We start from the raw sequence: 16,221 nt of genomic DNA, 5'->3' as shown, positions 1-16,221 counted from the left end.
ACCCGGGCTCATCCACGGGATCAATGTCCCCAGGGGGGATCGGTCTTCCATCCGCCACCGCACAAGCGACAATAGCACAGCGCGGCGAAATCAAGTTACAAGGGGGCAAGGGTGCGGTCTATAGCTATCGTTGCCCCCTCATCCGACCCTTCGGGCCACCTTCTCCCCGGCGGGGAGAAGAAATACGCGGCGGCCTTTGCGCCAAATATACGGGCTGCTCGAGTAGGACGATGCAGAGGGTTATGCCCCGTGATCTCTCACCAAATCCACTCCGCACTATTCCTGTCGATCTCGACCTTCAAAATCCGGTCCTGCGGAATTTGCGTCCTTGACGCCTCGTCCTTGTCCATGCCGGAGACCAGCCGGAAGATCGAGCGGATGACGCCGCCATGGCAGACGCATATCGTCGGAACCTCGACGGAGGAAAGCCATGCGCCGATGCGCCAGGAGAGGATTTCATAGCTTTCGGCATCCTGGCCGGGGGGAATGAAATCCCATTTGTTGGCCTTGCGCGCCTTCACCCGGTCCGGGAACTCTTTTTTCAGCTCCGGCAGGGTTTGCCCTTCCCAGTCGCCGAAGGAAACTTCGATCAGGCGATCGTCGGTTCGATAGGCCTTGGGATCGAGGCCCATCGCGCCGCGCATCAGTTCCATGGTCTCGCGCGTGCGCCCGAGCGGGCTTGCCACGTAGTCGAAATCCGTGGCCTGTTCCCCCAGCAGCTGCGCAAGCAGTTTGCCGTTACCGACCGCCTGCTGGCGGCCGAAATCGTTGAGCGGAATGTCTTTCTGGCCCTGAAGCCGGCGTATCGCATTCCAGTCCGTTTGTCCGTGCCGGATCACATAGACGAGCAAGGCGATACCCCGTTCTTACACTTTTCAGGCTTAGTCCTTCACCACCGAAATGTCAGGCGCATCCACCGCCTTCATGCCGATGGTGTGGTAACCGGAATCGACATGGTGGATTTCGCCGGTCACGCCGGTCGAAAGGTCGGACAGCAGGTAAAGCGCCGACTTGCCGACTTCCTCGATGGAAACGGTGCGCTTCAGCGGCGCATTGTATTCGTTCCATTTCAGAATGTAGCGGAAATCGCCGATGCCGGAGGCTGCGAGCGTCTTGATCGGGCCGGCAGAAACGGCGTTGACCCGGATGCCGCGATTGCCGAGGTCGACGGCGAGGTAACGCACGCTGGCCTCGAGAGCAGCCTTGGCCACGCCCATGACGTTATAGTTCGGCATGACCTTTTCGGCGCCGTAATAGGTCAGCGTGATGATCGAGCCGCCGTCATTCATGACCGGCTCGGCGCGCTTGGCAACGGCGGCCAGCGAGAAGACGGAAATGTCCATGGTGCGGTTGAAATTGTCGCGGCTGGTATCGAGGTAACGGCCGGTCAGCTCATCCTTGTCGGAAAAGGCGATGGCGTGCACGACGAAGTCGATCTTGCCCCAGTGCTTTTCCAGCCCGGCAAAAACCGCATCGATCGTCTCGAGATCGGTCACATCGCAGTGACCGGCCATGAAGGCGCCCAGTTCCTGCGCCAGCGGCTCGACACGCTTCTTCAGCGCGTCGCCCTGCCAGGTCAGCGCAACTTCCGCGCCCGCGTCGGCACAGGCCTTGGCGATGCCCCAAGCGATGGAACGATTATTGGCGACACCCATGATGAGGCCGCGTTTGCCAGCCATGAGGCCGGATGCCTGAGCCATTTTATGCTCCCTAGTACTTTTGATCGGTCCTGCCTATGGCATAGGCTGCAATCCTGTTCAAGATTGCCAAAGATCATCAACTGTTAGGGAGCGTAACAAAGGGTGCGTTGTCCCGGCTATTCGCAAAACTTTCACAAATAAAGGCCTTCGCGCATGTGCCGCATCAGGTCGGTCACCTTTTCGTCCGGCTTTTCCAAGAGAACGATGCGCAATTCGATGACGAGATCGCCCTGTCCGCCCTTGCCGTCGGCGAGCCCCTTGCCGGTAAGCCTCAGCACACGGTCGGAGCCGGACCAGGCCGGAATGGTGATGTTTTCCTCACCGAGCGGAGTCCTGACTTTCGTTTCACACCCCAGAACCGCATCGCTGAGCGAGATCGGCAGCGTCGTGTGAATATCGAAGCCACGAAGGGAAAACGCGTCGTCACGGGCGGTCAGCAATGTCACGGCAAGATCGCCGCGCGCCATGTTGGGTAGCTTCAGCCCCTGTCCCTTCAGCCGGACCACGTGTCCGTCGCTCATGCCGGCTTCGAGCTGGAAACGAACCTCGCGTTCGTCGGCAAGCGACACGGTAATCCACTTGTGTTCCAGCAGATCGGCGACCGTGACGGTGGCCTCCGCGGTGATGTCCGGCGCTTTTTCAGGAGCCGGCTGCGGCGTGCGGAAACGGCGCACCAGAGCGCTGAAAAGATTGGCGGCGAGCGATGCGGGCGCTGTCCTGTCATCGGCGGCGCCGGGCTGCGCGGTCTCGCCGGCACCCGGCATATCGCTTTTTGCGGGGCCTGCAGCAGCCTTTGCCGCTTCCGCCGCCTGCTGCACCTTGGGATCGTTCTGTGCTTCCGCGCCAAAAATCCGTTCGACGATATCTTCGGCGGTTTCCGCCTTGGCGTCGGTTTTCTGGCCGGTCTGCGCCCTGTTGCGGGCGTCCGCACGGGCCAGTTCCTCCATCAGCTTTTCGGCGGCCTTGGCGCGCTCGGCAGCCTCGCGCGCGGCTTCCCGCTGCTGCATGATGGTTTCGCCGCGCTGCTTCTTTTCGGCTGCCCTGCGGGCCTGATCGTAGAGATCGCGCTTTTTCGGGTCTTTGAGAAGATCATAGGCCTGCCCGATCTCGGCGAATCGCGCCGAGGCGTCGGGATCGTCGCGATTGGCGTCCGGATGGACGGTTTTCGCCTTCGTGCGCCAGGCGGCCTTGATTTCCTCGTGGCGGGCGTCACGTTTTACGCCGAGGATAGAATATGGATCGCGCATGCGAAACACCAGTTACGTTGGCTCAGGCGCTGCCGCCCTTCATGGCGCAATCCTGAAACTAACCCCTCCGAAAAGGGATGCCGCGATCATTCGCCTGCACGCCCTCGGTTTAATCAACGTCGACTGTTGCAATAAGTTGCTAATCACTCCTTTACGGAGGAAGCGCGCCGCACCCGGGCCGGCGCTATTCCATATTTAAGGGTAAACAGATTATTTCTGCTCGAAGCGGGTCAGCAGCCATTCGCCGGTTTCCGACAGGCAGGCCTGTCCCGCATAGCTCGCAACGCCCTCGAAGGAGTGTCGCGTCGTCCTGAAATCGCGGCAGACGAAGCCGCTGGATTTGTCTTCGTGAATGGCGGTGACGACGCCGGCGCTGCCGGTGGCGGCATTGGCCCAGGGCAGCGGCTGGTCGGCGAGCTTGGCGAGATCGGCCGACGTCACCGCATTGCGGATCGTCGCATCGTCCGTCTGCGGCGCATTGCTCGGCTGGTTGGGAATGGAGGCCGTGGAAAGCGAGCGGTCGACCTTGTCGCCGCCGAACAGGTCGAGGCTGACGCAGCCGCTCAGCACCACAAGCATTGACACGACGGCGGAAACTTCCGCTACCGACGAAAGGAGGCTCTTTGTTCGACTGTTCGACTTTGCTATGACGGTCACCATCTTTCACCAGAGATCATCTCTGGGGTCCAAATCAGCTCGGGAGCATTTTAGTCAATATGTCGGAAACGGGGTTAACATCCAGTGACTTCACGGAAGAAAATGAACCGTTCACGCTTTTTGCCGAATGGCTGAAGGATGCAACGGCTTCCGAAATCAACGATCCGAACGCGGTAGCGCTTGCCACCGTGGACGAAAATGGCCTGCCGAATGTGCGCATGGTTCTGCTGAAAGGCGTCGACGACCGCGGCTTTGTTTTCTACACGAATTTCGAAAGCCAGAAGGGCCAGGAGATCCTCGGCCAGAAAAAAGCGGCCATGTGTTTCCACTGGAAAAGCCTGCGGCGTCAGGTGCGCCTGCGCGGCGAAGTGGAGATCGTGAGCGACGAAGAGGCGGATGCCTATTACGCCTCGCGCCCGCGCGGCAGCCGCATCGGCGCCTGGGCTTCCAAGCAGTCTCGGCCGCTGGAAGGCCGTTTCGCGCTGGAAAAGGCTGTGGCGGAATATACCGCCAGATATGCCATCGGCGATATTCCGCGCCCGTCCTACTGGTCCGGCTTCCGCATTCGGCCGCTCAGCATCGAATTCTGGCACGACCGCAAGTTCCGCCTGCATGACCGCATCGAATTCCGCCGCGAGACGCCTGACGGTGCATGGTCCAAGGTCCGCATGTATCCGTAAGGGCGGTCAGGGCAGGCCATTTACGGCCTGCCTATTTCAGCAGCGAATCGAATAGCGGCAGGCCGATGACGGCGGAGATGGCGATCAGCCCATAGCAGATGCGCCGGAACGCCGCCTCGTCGGCAAGCCCGTGCAGTCGCGCGCCGGCATAAAGCCCGGCCCCGTAAAAGGGTAGGGCCAGCAGGAAAAAGACGAAGACATCGGCGGTGAACAGGCCGCTGACGAAATAGCTGCCGGTGGAGATCACGGTCGAGATCGCGAAATATAAGATGACGTTGGCGCGCACGAAGGCGCCTTTGAGGGCGCCGCCGAGCCAATAGGCGACGACCGGCGGACCGCCCAGTTGCGCAGCCCCCGAAAACAGCCCGGCCAGAAACCCGGTAAAGAGGGTCAGCGGCGTCTTCGGCCGGCCGCTGTAACGCCAGCCGGAAAGCAGAAACAACAGCAGCATCACGACCACGGCGGAGATGATCCAGCGCAGCGTCAGCGGATCGCCGTTGGAAAGCAGCATGGTTCCAAGCGGCACGCCGACAAAGGCGCCGGCCGCCATGATGAAGACTTCGCGCCGGTCCGCCATGCGCCATGCGGGCGGTATCATGCCGAGCGTCAGCACGGCGTCCACCACCAGCAGCACTGCCGAGGCGACACGCGGCCCGACGATGGCGCTCGCGAGCGGGATGAAGATAAGCGCCGCACCGAAACCGGAAAAGCCGCGGGCAAGGCCGGCGAGAAAGGCGGCGCCCGCAAACATGGCGAGCAGCATCGGACTATGCGCGGTGACGAGCGATGAGAAAAAATCGAGGTGGGACATGGGCGATGGCACGGTTGTTCGAATATCTTTTCTCTATCCCGCTTGCATGTACATGTCGCGGAAATTTCAGTTCATGGCTGCGTGACGCCCTGACGGGTCGACGCCGTCAGAGAATCATGATTAGAGTTGTAGCGCATGAACAAAGGATGAACAAATGTTTGCTGACATGATGCCTCGGTTTGAAGAGGCCTCGCAAAAATATGCCGCTGAAAACGGAATATTTCGCGACCCGGACTGGTACATGCTGAAGCTTCAGGAAGAGGTTGGCGAGGTCACACAGGCCTGGAATCGGCTGACAGGACGGGGGCGCATTAAGGGCAGGAGCAAAGAGGAGATGAAGCGGGATCTGGCTGACGAAACCGCCGATCTGCTCGGCCATGTGCTGTTGCTGGCCCACTATAACGGTCTCGATATTGAAGGAGCGATCGAGCGTAAGTGGCGTTTCAAGCCGGGAGCCTGACGATGCGCCGAACGGCGGCTTGATCCTTGAGGTATCTCGCCTCTGGCGATACGGCTAGGAGAAGGCGACGATAAAGAACAGGATCGCAAGAGCGGCAGCCACAGGCGTCATCACCAGCCGCTCCGGGCGGCTTTTCGACATTGCGTTCAATCCAGCGCTCACTGCCAGATAACAGGCGATGATCCAGATGCCGGGTTCGATCCAGCCGGATGGCCAGATGTGAGCATAACCTGCCTTTTGCAGCGGAAAGGACGCAAAAAAGGCATAAATAAGCGGAGCCGACGCGCTGGCAATTCTTTGCCGGACCGGCAACACCCGGTACGCACCGCCCCAGGCAAGGCGTCCGAAGGGTGCAGCGGCTGCAAGGGCAATCTGGAATAGGGACAGAACCAGCAGTATCAGCGTTACGAGCGATACGGCAAAAGGCGGCATGATCACCCCGGTTATGGATGCGCCGACAAAGGCGCTCGGCTAATCTCGGCGTTACAGCCGAGATGAGCCTCATCATGAAGCCGGATGGCTAAGGACATATGACGCCTCTCCGCATTTTCAGCACGCTTTTCATCTCACTCAGGCCTGCGCCTTTTGCAGAAGGCCGGCCACCGCATGCAGGTCGCTCGCAACGGCAATGCACTTCTCCCGCATTTCCTCGGTCGGCGGCGCCACGTCCGGCACCATGATCGTCATCATGCCCGCCGATATCGCCGAGCGCACGCCTGAATAGGAATCCTCCAGCGCAAGGCAGCGGCCCGGATCGAGGGAAAGCCTTCGGGCTGCGGTGAGATAGGGCATGGGTGCGGGTTTCGGTTCGGTATAGTCGCCGCGTGCGACGATGGTGTCGAAACGTCTGAGAAGATCGTGGGGCCCGAGATGGCGCGTCACCGAATCGTGCCGCGACGAGGTGGCGATGGCGCGGCGGATATCGAGGCGGTCGAGCAGATCGAGAATGTCGATGACGCCCGGCTTCAGCGCCACGCCTTCCGCCATCATCACGCCAAGATGCCGGAGCCAGGCGTCGCGGAAGCTGTCGATGGGAAAATCCGCACCATAGTCGGCAAAGATGGTGCCGGTTATGACGTCCCACGGGCTGCCGCAGACCTTCTGATAGGTCTCGACCTTCATTCCGTGGCCCCCTTCATCCGAGGCAGCCAGAAATGAATCGCGATAGAGCCTCTCGCTCTCGATCAGCAATCCGTCCATGTCGAAAACCACGGCCTGCGGAAGAAAAGGCAGCATGACTTAACCGAACCGGAAGGGGCGTTCGCCAAGGCTCTCGAACGGGCGGATCAGATAACCGTCCGGATCGGCGACGATGAATTGCCGGTTGCCTACTTCGACCGTGCCGCGCCTGTACCATTTTTCCTCCAGCGGCATGACGAGGTCGATGGAGGATCGCTCCAGCCGGGAGAGAATGGGTTGCAGGGAAGGGACGGCAAGTTGCAGGTTCATGCCGCGGCCGAGCGGAAATTCGAGCGCGGCATTGTCCGTCACGAATGTCCGGGTCGCGCCGATCTGGTCGATCATCAGCTGGGCATCCCCCAGCGCCAGATAGGTGAAACCCTCCTCGGGGCGCTCATAGACCACGTGAAAACCGATCAGGTCGCAATAAAAGGCGCGGCTTTTCTGCCAGTCGCTGACGGCGAGTTCAGGAACGAGGGCATTTCGTATGATGGTCATGGTCTCCTTTGCCGCGCAGGCCCCGGGGTGGGAGGAGGGGCCTGCCATGAGGGATGATCTTACCGTCTTACCGGCCGCATGCCAGAGGAAACCTCATCATGGCAGCCATGTGTGGGGTTCTGGGCTGCCAGCGCGGCAACGCTGCGGGTGAGGACTGTCACGACAGGTTCGACGTCTCCCACGACCGCCCATGCACCGCGGAACTAAGCCTTCGTACCGCCGACGGTGATCTGGTCCATGCGCAGATGCGGCTGGCCGACGCCGACCGGCACCCATTGTCCGGCCTTGCCGCAATTGCCGATGCCCGTATCGAGCTTGGAATCGTTGCCGATCATCGAGACGCGCTTCATCGCATCCGGCCCGTTGCCGATCAGCATCGCGCCCTTTACCGGCGCGCCGATCCTGCCGTTTTCGATGAGGTAGGCCTCGGTGCAGCCGAACACGAATTTGCCGGAGGTGATATCCACCTGGCCCCCGCCGAAGGAAACGGCATAGATGCCCTTCTTCACGGAGGCGATGATCTCTTCCGGCGTCTTGTCGCCCGACAGCATATAGGTATTGGTCATGCGCGGCATCGGCACATAGGCGTAGCCCTGCCGGCGGCCGTTGCCGGTGGGCCTGGCGCCCATCAACCGGGCGTTCTGCCGGTCCTGCATGTAACCGACCAGCCTGCCGTTCTCGATCAGCACATTATAGCCGGAAGGCGTACCTTCATCGTCGATCGTCAGCGAGCCGCGGCGGCTGTCGATGGTGCCGTCATCCACGACGGTCACGCCGGGGGCGGCAACCATTTCGCCCATCAGGCCGGCGAAGGCCGAGGTTTTCTTGCGGTTGAAATCGCCTTCCAGACCGTGGCCCACCGCCTCGTGCAGCATGACGCCCGGCCAGCCGGAACCGAGCACCACATCCATGGTGCCGGCCGGCGCATCGATGGCGGTGAGGTTGACGAGCGCCTGGCGCAGCGCTTCATCCGCACCGCGCTGCCAGTTTTCCGTGGTGATGAAATCGCTGAAGCCGACGCGGCCGCCAATGCCGTAGGAGCCGCTTTCCTGCCGGTCGCCTTCGCCGGCCACGACGGAAACATTGATGCGGGTCATCGGCCGGATATCGCTGACGCGATGGCCGTCGGCCCGCAGGATGTCCACCACCTGCCAGCTTGCCGAAATGGTCGCCGTCACCTGCCGGACCTTGTCGTCCTTTTCACGCAGATAGGCATCGATATCGGTGAGAAGCTTCACCTTCTCCTCGAAGCTCGGGCTGCCGATAGGGTTCTCGTCGCCATAAAGCTTCTTGTTGGTGCGCTGCGGTGCGGCGGCATAAGAGCCGGAATAACCCTTGGTCACCGCGCCCACTGCATCGGAAGCACGTTTCAGCGCACTTTGCGAAAGCTCACCCGCATGGGCATAGCCAACCGTCTCGCCTGCGACGGCGCGCAGGCCGAAACCCTGATCGGTGTTGAAAGAACCGCCCTTCAGCCGGCCATTATCGAAAGTAAGCGATTCGGCCTGGGCATGTTCGATGAAAAGCTCGCCATCGTCAGCGCCGGCAAGCGCCTCGCCGACGAGCTTGCGCAATTGCGTTTCGTCGCAATCGAAGAGTTTTACAAGATCGTCGGTCATGGGAGGCTCCAGTCATTATCGTTCAATGACCGATTTAGGCACTGGAGCGGACGGACGCAAGGCTGTCCGACAATGGCAGGCTTTAAGGAAGCGCGTCATATCCCTCGGCAAAGCCGGAAAGCTCGATCGGAATACCCACGCGATCCTGATCCACGGCTTCGCGCAGTGCGAAAACGGCATTCTTGCCAGCGCGCAGAACCTTCAGCAACTCGTCGTCGATATCCACTTCCACATAGCAGCCTTCGGAAAAGCAGCGGGTGAAATAGGCGCGGCCGATATTATTATTGTCGATATAAAGCTCCATGCCATCCTTCAAAAGCACGCCAAGCGGCGCGAGGATGCGCAGGATGCGCGACTTGCGGTCGGCCGTCTTCAGCACCACCACCGAAAGCCCAACTTCCGGGCGGTCATCGGCGATCACGTTCTGCATCAGCGCGCATTGTTCTTCGGACGCACCCGCCGGCTTGTCGCAGATGACAGACCATGCTCCATGCGTCGACTTCGGCGTGCCGGGCGGCTGCTGTTGCGCCAGCGCCGCAGCGGCGGGAGCGATGATGGCAAGACCGGCGGCGGCAAGAAAAGTGCGCGCGAGCGGGGAAAGACGCATGGATACCTCTGGGATTCGAATCAGTGCGGCTATTTTGACGCCATAATCCGGAAAAAAAAGCCTCAGGCCTTCAATTCCAGCGGAGTTGGGCGGAAATAGGACCTGTCTTGCGGGATGGGCGTGTGATTTGCCCGGCGCGACATTCATTATCCGGCGATGAAACTGGCGGCAAAACCGGCTGTGAGAGGGGGCTTTGTCGCATTTGGGCTGTTTGAAACCGCGTTCGGCCGGTCCGGTGAGGCGTGGGGTGAGAGAAAGTCGCCGTGGATTGACCAATGGCAAAATTGGGGCGCATCCGTGTCCCGACGCATATTGCGGCAGAGGACAAACTGTGGTTTGAAGTTAGTACCATAAGCATGGATTCTGCGTCTGTGATTGATCTAGATCAGACGCGTGAGGGAGAGGGTACCGTGACGAATAGGATTTACGCAGCACTGGCGGGGATGACCTGTCTGCTCACGGCTGTCGGCGCCCACGCCGATCAGCCGGTGCATTGGCAAATGGGCATGCAGGAGGCCGCCACGCCGATCATGCACGAAATACGCTGGTTTGAACAATATACGCTCTGGTTCATTGTTCCGGTTACGCTTTTCGTTCTTGCGCTGCTCATCGTCGTCGCCCTGAAATTCCGCGCCGCGAAAAATCCGGTGGCTTCCAAGACCAGCCATAACACGGCGATCGAGGTGGTCTGGACGCTGGCGCCGGTTCTCATTCTTCTGTTCCTTGCTTTCCCGTCGTTCAATCTCTTGAACGCGCAGCTCACGCAGCCGGAAAACCCCGACGTGACGCTGAAGGCGACCGCCACGCAATGGCTGTGGAGCTATGAATATACGGCCGCCGAAGGCGCCGAGCCGGTTTCCTTCGACAGCTACATGCTGAAGGACCAGGATCGCGCCGCCGCGGGCAAGGAAGACAGGGCCCGCTATCCGCGTCTTCTGGCGGTAGACAATGAAATGGTCGTTCCGGTCGGCAAGACCGTTCGCCTGCTCGTCACCGCCGCACCGACGGATGTGATCCATTCCTTCGCCATGCCGGCTTTCGGCGTCAAGATCGACGCCGTTCCCGGCCGCCTGAACGAAACCTGGTTCAAGGCGGAAAAAGTGGGCCTTTATTACGGTCAGTGTTCCGAGCTTTGCGGCAAGGACCATGCCTTCATGCCAATCGCCATTCGGGTGGTTTCCGAACAGCAGTACAACACCTGGCTCACCGCCGCCGCTTCTGACCTGAGCGGCGCGAACCGGGCGCTGATGGCCTCTGTCGATGGCGCTCCGCGCACCGTCGACGTTGCCGCCAACGAAACCAACTGACTCTGGAGTGAGGACAATGGCTGGACCTTCCGCACACGACGATCATCACTCGCATGGTCATTCCGCACATGACGATCATTCGCATGATGCACATCATTCCCATACGCCGGGCTTCTTCGCCCGCTGGTTCCTGTCGACCAACCACAAGGACATCGGCACGCTCTACCTGATCTTCGCGATCATCGCCGGCATCGTCGGCGGCGGGCTTTCCGTCGTCATGCGCATGGAGCTGCAGGAGCCGGGCATCCAGATTTTCCACGGTCTGGCGTCCATGGTTTACGGCTTCGAGGGTGACGCCGCCATCGATGGCGGCAAGCACATGTTCAACGTGTTCACCACCGCGCACGCGCTGATCATGATCTTCTTCATGGTCATGCCGGCGCTGATCGGCGGTTTCGCCAACTGGATGATCCCGATCATGATCGGCGCTCCGGACATGGCTTTCCCGCGCCTGAACAACATTTCCTTCTGGCTGATCGTTCCGGCTTTCATCCTTCTCATTCTCTCGCTCTTCGTCGAGGGCCCTGCGGGCGCCTACGGTGTCGGTGGCGGCTGGACCATGTATCCGCCTCTATCGACCAGCGGCATGCCGGGACCGGCGGTGGATCTGGCGATCTTCGCGCTGCACGTTTCGGGCGCGTCGTCGATCCTCGGTGCGATCAACTTCATCACCACCATCCTCAACATGCGCGCTCCGGGCATGACGCTGCACAAGATGCCGCTCTTCGCCTGGTCGGTCCTCGTCACCGCGTTCCTGCTGCTGCTTTCGCTGCCGGTTCTGGCGGGCGGCATCACCATGCTTCTGACCGACCGTAACTTCGGCACGGCATTCTTCTCGCCGGAAGGCGGCGGTGACCCGATCCTTTACCAGCACCTGTTCTGGTTCTTCGGCCATCCGGAAGTCTACATCCTGATCCTGCCGGGCTTCGGCATCATCAGCCACATCGTCTCCACCTTCTCCAAGAAGCCGGTCTTCGGTTACCTCGGCATGGCCTATGCCATGGTCGCCATCGGCGCCGTCGGCTTCATCGTCTGGGCCCACCACATGTACACGGTCGGCCTGTCGCTCGAAGCGCAGCGTTATTTCGTCTTCGCCACCATGGTCATAGCGGTGCCGACGGGTATCAAGATCTTCTCGTGGATTGCGACCATGTGGGGCGGTTCGCTGACCTTCTCGACACCGATGGTCTGGGCGATCGGCTTCATCTTCCTGTTCACGGTCGGCGGCGTCACCGGCGTCCAGCTCGCCAATGCCGGTCTCGACCGTTCGCTGCACGATACCTATTACGTGGTGGCGCACTTCCACTACGTTCTGTCGCTCGGCGCGGTCTTCGCGATCTTTGCCGGCTGGTATTACTGGTTCCCGAAGATCACCGGCTACATGTACAGCGAGTTCCTCGGCAAGCTGCATTTCTGGGTCATGTTCGTGGGCGTGAACCTCGTGTTCTTCCCGCAGCACTTCCTCGGTCTTGCCGGCATGCCGCGCCGCTATATCGATTATCCCGATGCCTATGCCGGCTGGAACATGGTATCGTCCTACGGTTCCTACATTTCGGCCGTCGGCGTGCTGATCTTCCTCTTCTGCGTCTGGGAAGCCTTCGCAAAGAAGCGGATCGCTGGCAACAACCCCTGGGGTGAAGGTGCGACGACGCTCGAATGGCAGCTGTCTTCGCCGCCGCCCTACCACCAGTGGGAACAGCTGCCGCGCATTCGTTGATGCGCGGGCCGGAAGGAGCGGGCAGGGCCTGCTAATTCCCGGCGCTGAAAATGAGGGACGGCGCGGTTCGGTCCGTGCCGTTTCCCGAACGGGCAGTTTGTCCTGCCGCGTGACATTTTGTCCAAGCGATGCCTGCCGTCCGACGTGATACATGCCCCGGACGTGATAAATGCCAAATCTGGCCTTTATGAAATGCAAGCGCAGACGAATGGCGGCAGGGTGCGGCGAAAAGCCGGAAAATGGCATCGGTTTTGCCCGGCGCCGCTCATGCCAGGACGTTCGGGACCCATGAATTGACGCATCGCGCATGCCGGAAATCACATTTGTTTTCGGGCCGGTGCAAGGGACGTCGCTTCACGCGGCGTTCGAAGGAAACAGGACAGGAAATGAGCATTATCGACAATCGCGACATGCTGGGCGTGAAGGGCTCCGAACTTTCGGAAGCCGGCGCGCGCGATTATTTCGAATTGCTGAAGCCGCGCGTCATGTCGCTCGTCGTCTTCACGGCCTTTGCGGGTCTCGTGCTGGCGCCGGGTGAAATCAACCCGGTGCTCGGCATCATCGCCATTCTCTGCATCGCCGTTGGCGCGGGCGCATCCGGTGCGCTCAACATGTGGTACGATGCCGATATCGACGCTGTGATGAGCCGCACCGCCCGGCGGCCGATCCCGTCCGGCCGCATCGCGCCGCGCGAGGCGCTGGCCTTCGGGCTGACGCTGTCGGCCTTTTCGGTGGTCATTCTCGGCCTTGCGGTCAACTGGTTCTCCGCCGGCCTGCTCGCCTTCACCATCTTCTTTTACGCCGTCATCTATACGATGTGGCTGAAACGCTCGACGCCGCAGAACATCGTCATCGGCGGCGCGGCCGGCGCTTTCCCGCCCATGCTCGGCTGGGCCTGCGTCACCGGCGGCGTTTCGCTGGACAGCATCATCCTGTTCCTCATCATCTTCCTGTGGACACCGGCGCATTTCTGGGCGCTGGCGCTGTTCAAGATGCGCGATTACGGCGCCGTCGGCATTCCCATGATGCCGAACGTGGTCGGCGAACGCTCCACCAAGAACCAGATGATCGTTTATGCGGTGCTGACCGCGGCCGCGGCCGTCGCGCCTTATTTCACCGGCCTTGCGAGCGCCGGTTACGGCATTTTCGCCGCCGTTCTGAGCGCTATCTTCGTCTACTGTTCGCTCGATGTCCGGCGCATGCCTGAGGGCGACGAGAAGATGCTGCCGGCCAAGAAGATGTTCGCCTATTCGGTGCTTTACCTTTTTGCGATTTTCTCCGGCCTTCTGGCCGATCATTTCGCGCCGGCCCTGAAGGCCGTCATGTCGGGAGTCCTGTGATGGAAACGGTGGAACTGAGCGCGGCGCAGAAAAAATCGAGACGTGGGCGCAACATCGCGCTCGGCGTCCTGCTCGCCGGCCTGGTGGTGCTGTTCTACATCATCACCATCATCAAGATCGGCTCGCACTGACGCGCTGATTGAGGGGAGAGGAGGAGGAGATGGCGAATATGGAAGCGCAGACGGCAGGGACCGGCAGGCAGCGGGTGAGCAATCGCTCCATCCTCGTGCTTTGTCTGGTGTTTTTCTGCGCCATGATCGGCATGGCCTATGCCGCCGTACCGCTTTATACGCTGTTCTGCCGTGTCACCGGCTATAACGGCACCACCCAGCGCGTCGAGCAATATTCCGACGTCATCCTCGACAAGACCATCAACGTCACCTTCGACGCCAATACGTCGAACGGCCTCAACTGGGATTTCCAGCCGGTCGACAAAAAGGTCACGCCGAAGATCGGCGAAACGGTGCAGGTGACGTTCAAGGCGACGAACCGCTCACCCGTGGCGACCACGGGCACGGCGGTCTTCAACGTCACGCCGATGGAAGCCGGCGCCTATTTCAACAAGGTGGAGTGCTTCTGCTTCACCGAAACGACGCTGCAGCCGGGTGAAACGCTGGAGATGCCGGTGGTGTTCTTCGTCGATCCTGACATCGCCACGGCGCGCGAAACCAAGAGCATTCACACTTTAACGCTGTCCTATACGTTTTATCCGGCCAAAACCGAAAAACCGGTTGCGTCCTTGCCGGTAAAGACTTCATCTGGCGAAAGCAAATTGTGAGAGGAGATCTGGCCTTTTATCGAAGGCCGGATCAGGGAAGAGACATTCGGGGATTGTCGCAATGGCAGATACGCATCAGAAGAACCACGACTACCACATTATCGATCCAAGCCCCTGGCCGCTTCTGGCCTCGATCGGCGCCTTCATCCTGACCTTTGGTGGCGTCTGTTACATGCGTTACCTGTCGGGCGGCTCCTTCAAGCTGTTCGGCGCGGAACTGGCCAATCCCTGGCTGTTCTATATCGGCCTCGTCATCGTGCTTTACACCATGTACGCATGGTGGTCCGACACGATCAAGGAAGCCCATGAGGGCAACCACACCCGCGTTGTCTCGCTTCACCTGCGTTATGGCATGATCATGTTCATCGCCTCGGAGGTGATGTTCTTCGTGGCGTGGTTCTGGGCCTATTTCGATGCCAGCCTCTTCCCGCACGAAGCCATTCAGGCGTCGCGCCTCGAATATACCGGCGGGCAATGGCCGCCCAAGGGCATCGAGGTGATCGATCCCTGGCACCTGCCGCTCTATAACACCGTCATCCTGCTTTTGTCGGGCACCTGCGTCACCTGGGCGCACCATGCCCTGCTGCACAATGACCGCAAGGGCCTGATCACCGGTCTGTTGCTCACCGTCGCGCTCGGCGTCCTGTTCTCCACCGTGCAGGTTTACGAATACATGCACGCGCCGTTCGACTTCAAGAATTCGATCTACGGCGCGACTTTCTTCATGGCCACCGGTTTTCACGGTTTCCACGTCTTCGTCGGCACGGTCTTCCTGCTGGTCTGCCTGTTCCGCGCCGTTGGCGGCGGTTTCACGCCCAAGCAGCATTTCGGTTTCGAGGCGGCTGCCTGGTACTGGCACTTCGTGGACGTCGTCTGGCTGTTCCTGTTCTTCGCCATCTATATCTGGGGTGGCTGGGGCGCGCCGCTGCACGGCTGATTGCGTCGGATAGAGGACTGGGTCCGCAGCAAGGCATCCTGTGGAGCGAGCAGGTGCCACGTGTTTCTTCTCCCCGCCGGGGAGAAGTCCGCGGCAGCGGGATGAGGGGGCTACGGTAGAGATATTCGGAGAGCTAGCCCCCTCATCCGACCCTTCGGGCCACCTTCTCCCCGGCGGGGAGAAGAAACAAGCAGCAAAGCCGAGCGACAGATGACTGCCTTGGTTTAGAAGCACGCTTCCAACAGGCTCGCTGTCGTCCTCGGGCTTTGGGCAACTTCGCGGGAGGTCGTCATGTCTGAACCATCAAACGGCAATTTCGCGCCGGTCGATCCCATCAAGGTGGGCTTGAAAGGCTGCTGCCCGCGTTGCGGCAACGGACGGCTGTTCGACGGCTTTCTGACCATAAAACCCGCCTGCAGCGCCTGCGGACTGGATTACGGTTTTGCCGATGCGGGCGATGGCCCGGCGGTTTTCGTCATGCTGATCGTCGGTTTTCTGGTCGTCGGGCTGGCGCTCTGGTTCGATCAGCGTTTTGCGCCGCCGGTCTGGGTGCATGTCATGCTGTGGTTGCCGTTTACGGTGATTGTCTCCCTCGTGCTGCTGCGCAAGCTGAAAGGGATCATGATTGCGCTGCAATACCGCAACAATGCAAGCGAAGGCAGGCTTGATCGTGAATGACGTTTC

19 protein-coding genes are annotated in these 16,221 nt (G+C 60.6%); 9 read left to right on the top strand and 10 right to left on the bottom strand.

All coding sequences use genetic code 11. From position 1 onward, the window contains the following. Positions 1-257: 257 nt before the first annotated feature. The 4 genes from PIB16_RS16220 to PIB16_RS16205 form a co-directional block, all read right to left on the bottom strand. On the bottom strand, positions 258-851 hold the full coding sequence (locus PIB16_RS16220) for a histidine phosphatase family protein (protein WP_065654316.1): 594 nt from the start codon (positions 849-851) through the stop codon (positions 258-260). 30 nt (positions 852-881) lie between these two features. Continuing rightward, the gene (fabI, locus tag PIB16_RS16215) at positions 882-1,700 is read right to left on the bottom strand and encodes an enoyl-ACP reductase FabI (RefSeq protein WP_003521090.1); all 819 of its coding nucleotides are present in this window, start codon (positions 1,698-1,700) and stop codon (positions 882-884) included. Positions 1,701-1,831: 131 nt separating this feature from the next. After that, on the bottom strand, positions 1,832-2,947 hold the full coding sequence (locus tag PIB16_RS16210; RefSeq protein WP_104679332.1) for a DnaJ C-terminal domain-containing protein: 1,116 nt from the start codon (positions 2,945-2,947) through the stop codon (positions 1,832-1,834). Positions 2,948-3,157: 210 nt separating this feature from the next. Next, positions 3,158-3,607, bottom strand: a complete 450-nt coding sequence (locus PIB16_RS16205; RefSeq protein WP_442866783.1) for an RT0821/Lpp0805 family surface protein — start codon at positions 3,605-3,607, stop codon at positions 3,158-3,160. A gap of 56 nt (positions 3,608-3,663) precedes the next feature. On the opposite strand from PIB16_RS16205, the gene pdxH reads away from it, so the two are divergent. Beyond that, a complete protein-coding gene (gene pdxH / locus PIB16_RS16200; protein ID WP_080852561.1) occupies positions 3,664-4,284 on the top strand; it encodes a pyridoxamine 5'-phosphate oxidase in 621 nt (206 codons plus the stop codon). Positions 4,285-4,315: 31 nt separating this feature from the next. Here pdxH and PIB16_RS16195 read toward each other — a convergent pair whose 3' ends face one another. Further along, positions 4,316-5,095, bottom strand: a complete 780-nt coding sequence (locus PIB16_RS16195; protein WP_271045915.1) for a sulfite exporter TauE/SafE family protein — start codon at positions 5,093-5,095, stop codon at positions 4,316-4,318. Positions 5,096-5,249: 154 nt separating this feature from the next. On the opposite strand from PIB16_RS16195, the gene PIB16_RS16190 reads away from it, so the two are divergent. Beyond that, entirely contained in the window at positions 5,250-5,555 is a 306-nt protein-coding gene (locus PIB16_RS16190; protein WP_003521095.1) for a MazG nucleotide pyrophosphohydrolase domain-containing protein, read from the top strand. 54 nt (positions 5,556-5,609) lie between these two features. Here PIB16_RS16190 and PIB16_RS16185 read toward each other — a convergent pair whose 3' ends face one another. The 5 genes from PIB16_RS16185 to PIB16_RS16165 all read right to left on the bottom strand — a co-directional run bounded on the left by PIB16_RS16185 (position 5,610) and on the right by PIB16_RS16165 (position 9,458). Beyond that, positions 5,610-5,987, bottom strand: a complete 378-nt coding sequence (locus tag PIB16_RS16185; RefSeq protein ID WP_271045914.1) for a hypothetical protein — start codon at positions 5,985-5,987, stop codon at positions 5,610-5,612. Positions 5,988-6,125: 138 nt separating this feature from the next. Next, positions 6,126-6,791, bottom strand: a complete 666-nt coding sequence (locus tag PIB16_RS16180; protein WP_271045913.1) for an HAD family hydrolase — start codon at positions 6,789-6,791, stop codon at positions 6,126-6,128. 3 nt (positions 6,792-6,794) lie between these two features. Beyond that, positions 6,795-7,232, bottom strand: a complete 438-nt coding sequence (locus PIB16_RS16175; RefSeq protein ID WP_003521098.1) for a bleomycin resistance protein — start codon at positions 7,230-7,232, stop codon at positions 6,795-6,797. 203 nt (positions 7,233-7,435) lie between these two features. After that, positions 7,436-8,851 (bottom strand): metalloprotease TldD, encoded by a 1,416-nt coding sequence (tldD, locus tag PIB16_RS16170; RefSeq protein ID WP_271045912.1) that lies wholly within the window; start codon positions 8,849-8,851, stop codon positions 7,436-7,438. 82 nt (positions 8,852-8,933) lie between these two features. Further along, positions 8,934-9,458 carry an invasion associated locus B family protein gene (locus PIB16_RS16165; RefSeq protein ID WP_003521101.1) on the bottom strand — a complete coding sequence of 175 codons (525 nt, stop codon included), beginning with the start codon at positions 9,456-9,458 and terminating at the stop codon, positions 8,934-8,936. A 443-nt stretch (positions 9,459-9,901) separates the two neighbouring features. Here PIB16_RS16165 and coxB point away from each other — a divergent pair, with 443 nt between their 5' ends. From coxB to PIB16_RS16130, 7 genes are all read left to right on the top strand, one after another. Continuing rightward, positions 9,902-10,765: a cytochrome c oxidase subunit II gene (gene coxB / locus PIB16_RS16160; RefSeq protein ID WP_442866784.1), complete on the top strand. Its 864-nt coding sequence runs from the start codon at positions 9,902-9,904 to the stop codon at positions 10,763-10,765. Positions 10,766-10,781: 16 nt separating this feature from the next. Beyond that, positions 10,782-12,482, top strand: coding sequence for a cytochrome c oxidase subunit I (ctaD, locus tag PIB16_RS16155; RefSeq protein WP_003521103.1), 1,701 nt, complete (start codon positions 10,782-10,784; stop codon positions 12,480-12,482). Between the two features lie 386 nt (positions 12,483-12,868). Continuing rightward, positions 12,869-13,822 (top strand): heme o synthase, encoded by a 954-nt coding sequence (gene cyoE, locus PIB16_RS16150; protein WP_003521104.1) that lies wholly within the window; start codon positions 12,869-12,871, stop codon positions 13,820-13,822. Continuing rightward, a complete protein-coding gene (locus tag PIB16_RS16145) occupies positions 13,822-13,953 on the top strand; it encodes a hypothetical protein (protein WP_003521105.1) in 132 nt (43 codons plus the stop codon). The genes cyoE and PIB16_RS16145 overlap by 1 nt, the downstream gene beginning before the upstream one ends. Positions 13,954-13,982: 29 nt before the next feature. Next, the gene (locus PIB16_RS16140) at positions 13,983-14,600 is read left to right on the top strand and encodes a cytochrome c oxidase assembly protein (protein ID WP_003521106.1); all 618 of its coding nucleotides are present in this window, start codon (positions 13,983-13,985) and stop codon (positions 14,598-14,600) included. Between the two features lie 61 nt (positions 14,601-14,661). Beyond that, a complete protein-coding gene (locus tag PIB16_RS16135) occupies positions 14,662-15,537 on the top strand; it encodes a cytochrome c oxidase subunit 3 (protein WP_003521107.1) in 876 nt (291 codons plus the stop codon). 291 nt (positions 15,538-15,828) lie between these two features. Next, complete coding sequence (locus PIB16_RS16130; RefSeq protein ID WP_003521108.1) at positions 15,829-16,215, top strand: DUF983 domain-containing protein; 387 nt, start codon at positions 15,829-15,831, stop codon at positions 16,213-16,215. Positions 16,216-16,221 lie beyond the last annotated feature (6 nt).

Origin of the sequence: Agrobacterium sp. ST15.13.015 (genome assembly GCF_027871645.1) — a bacterium.
Classification (GTDB): Bacteria; Pseudomonadota; Alphaproteobacteria; order Rhizobiales; family Rhizobiaceae; genus Agrobacterium; species Agrobacterium leguminum.
Note: the sequence above shows the minus strand (reverse complement) of the source record. Positions and strands in the feature narration are given on the sequence as shown.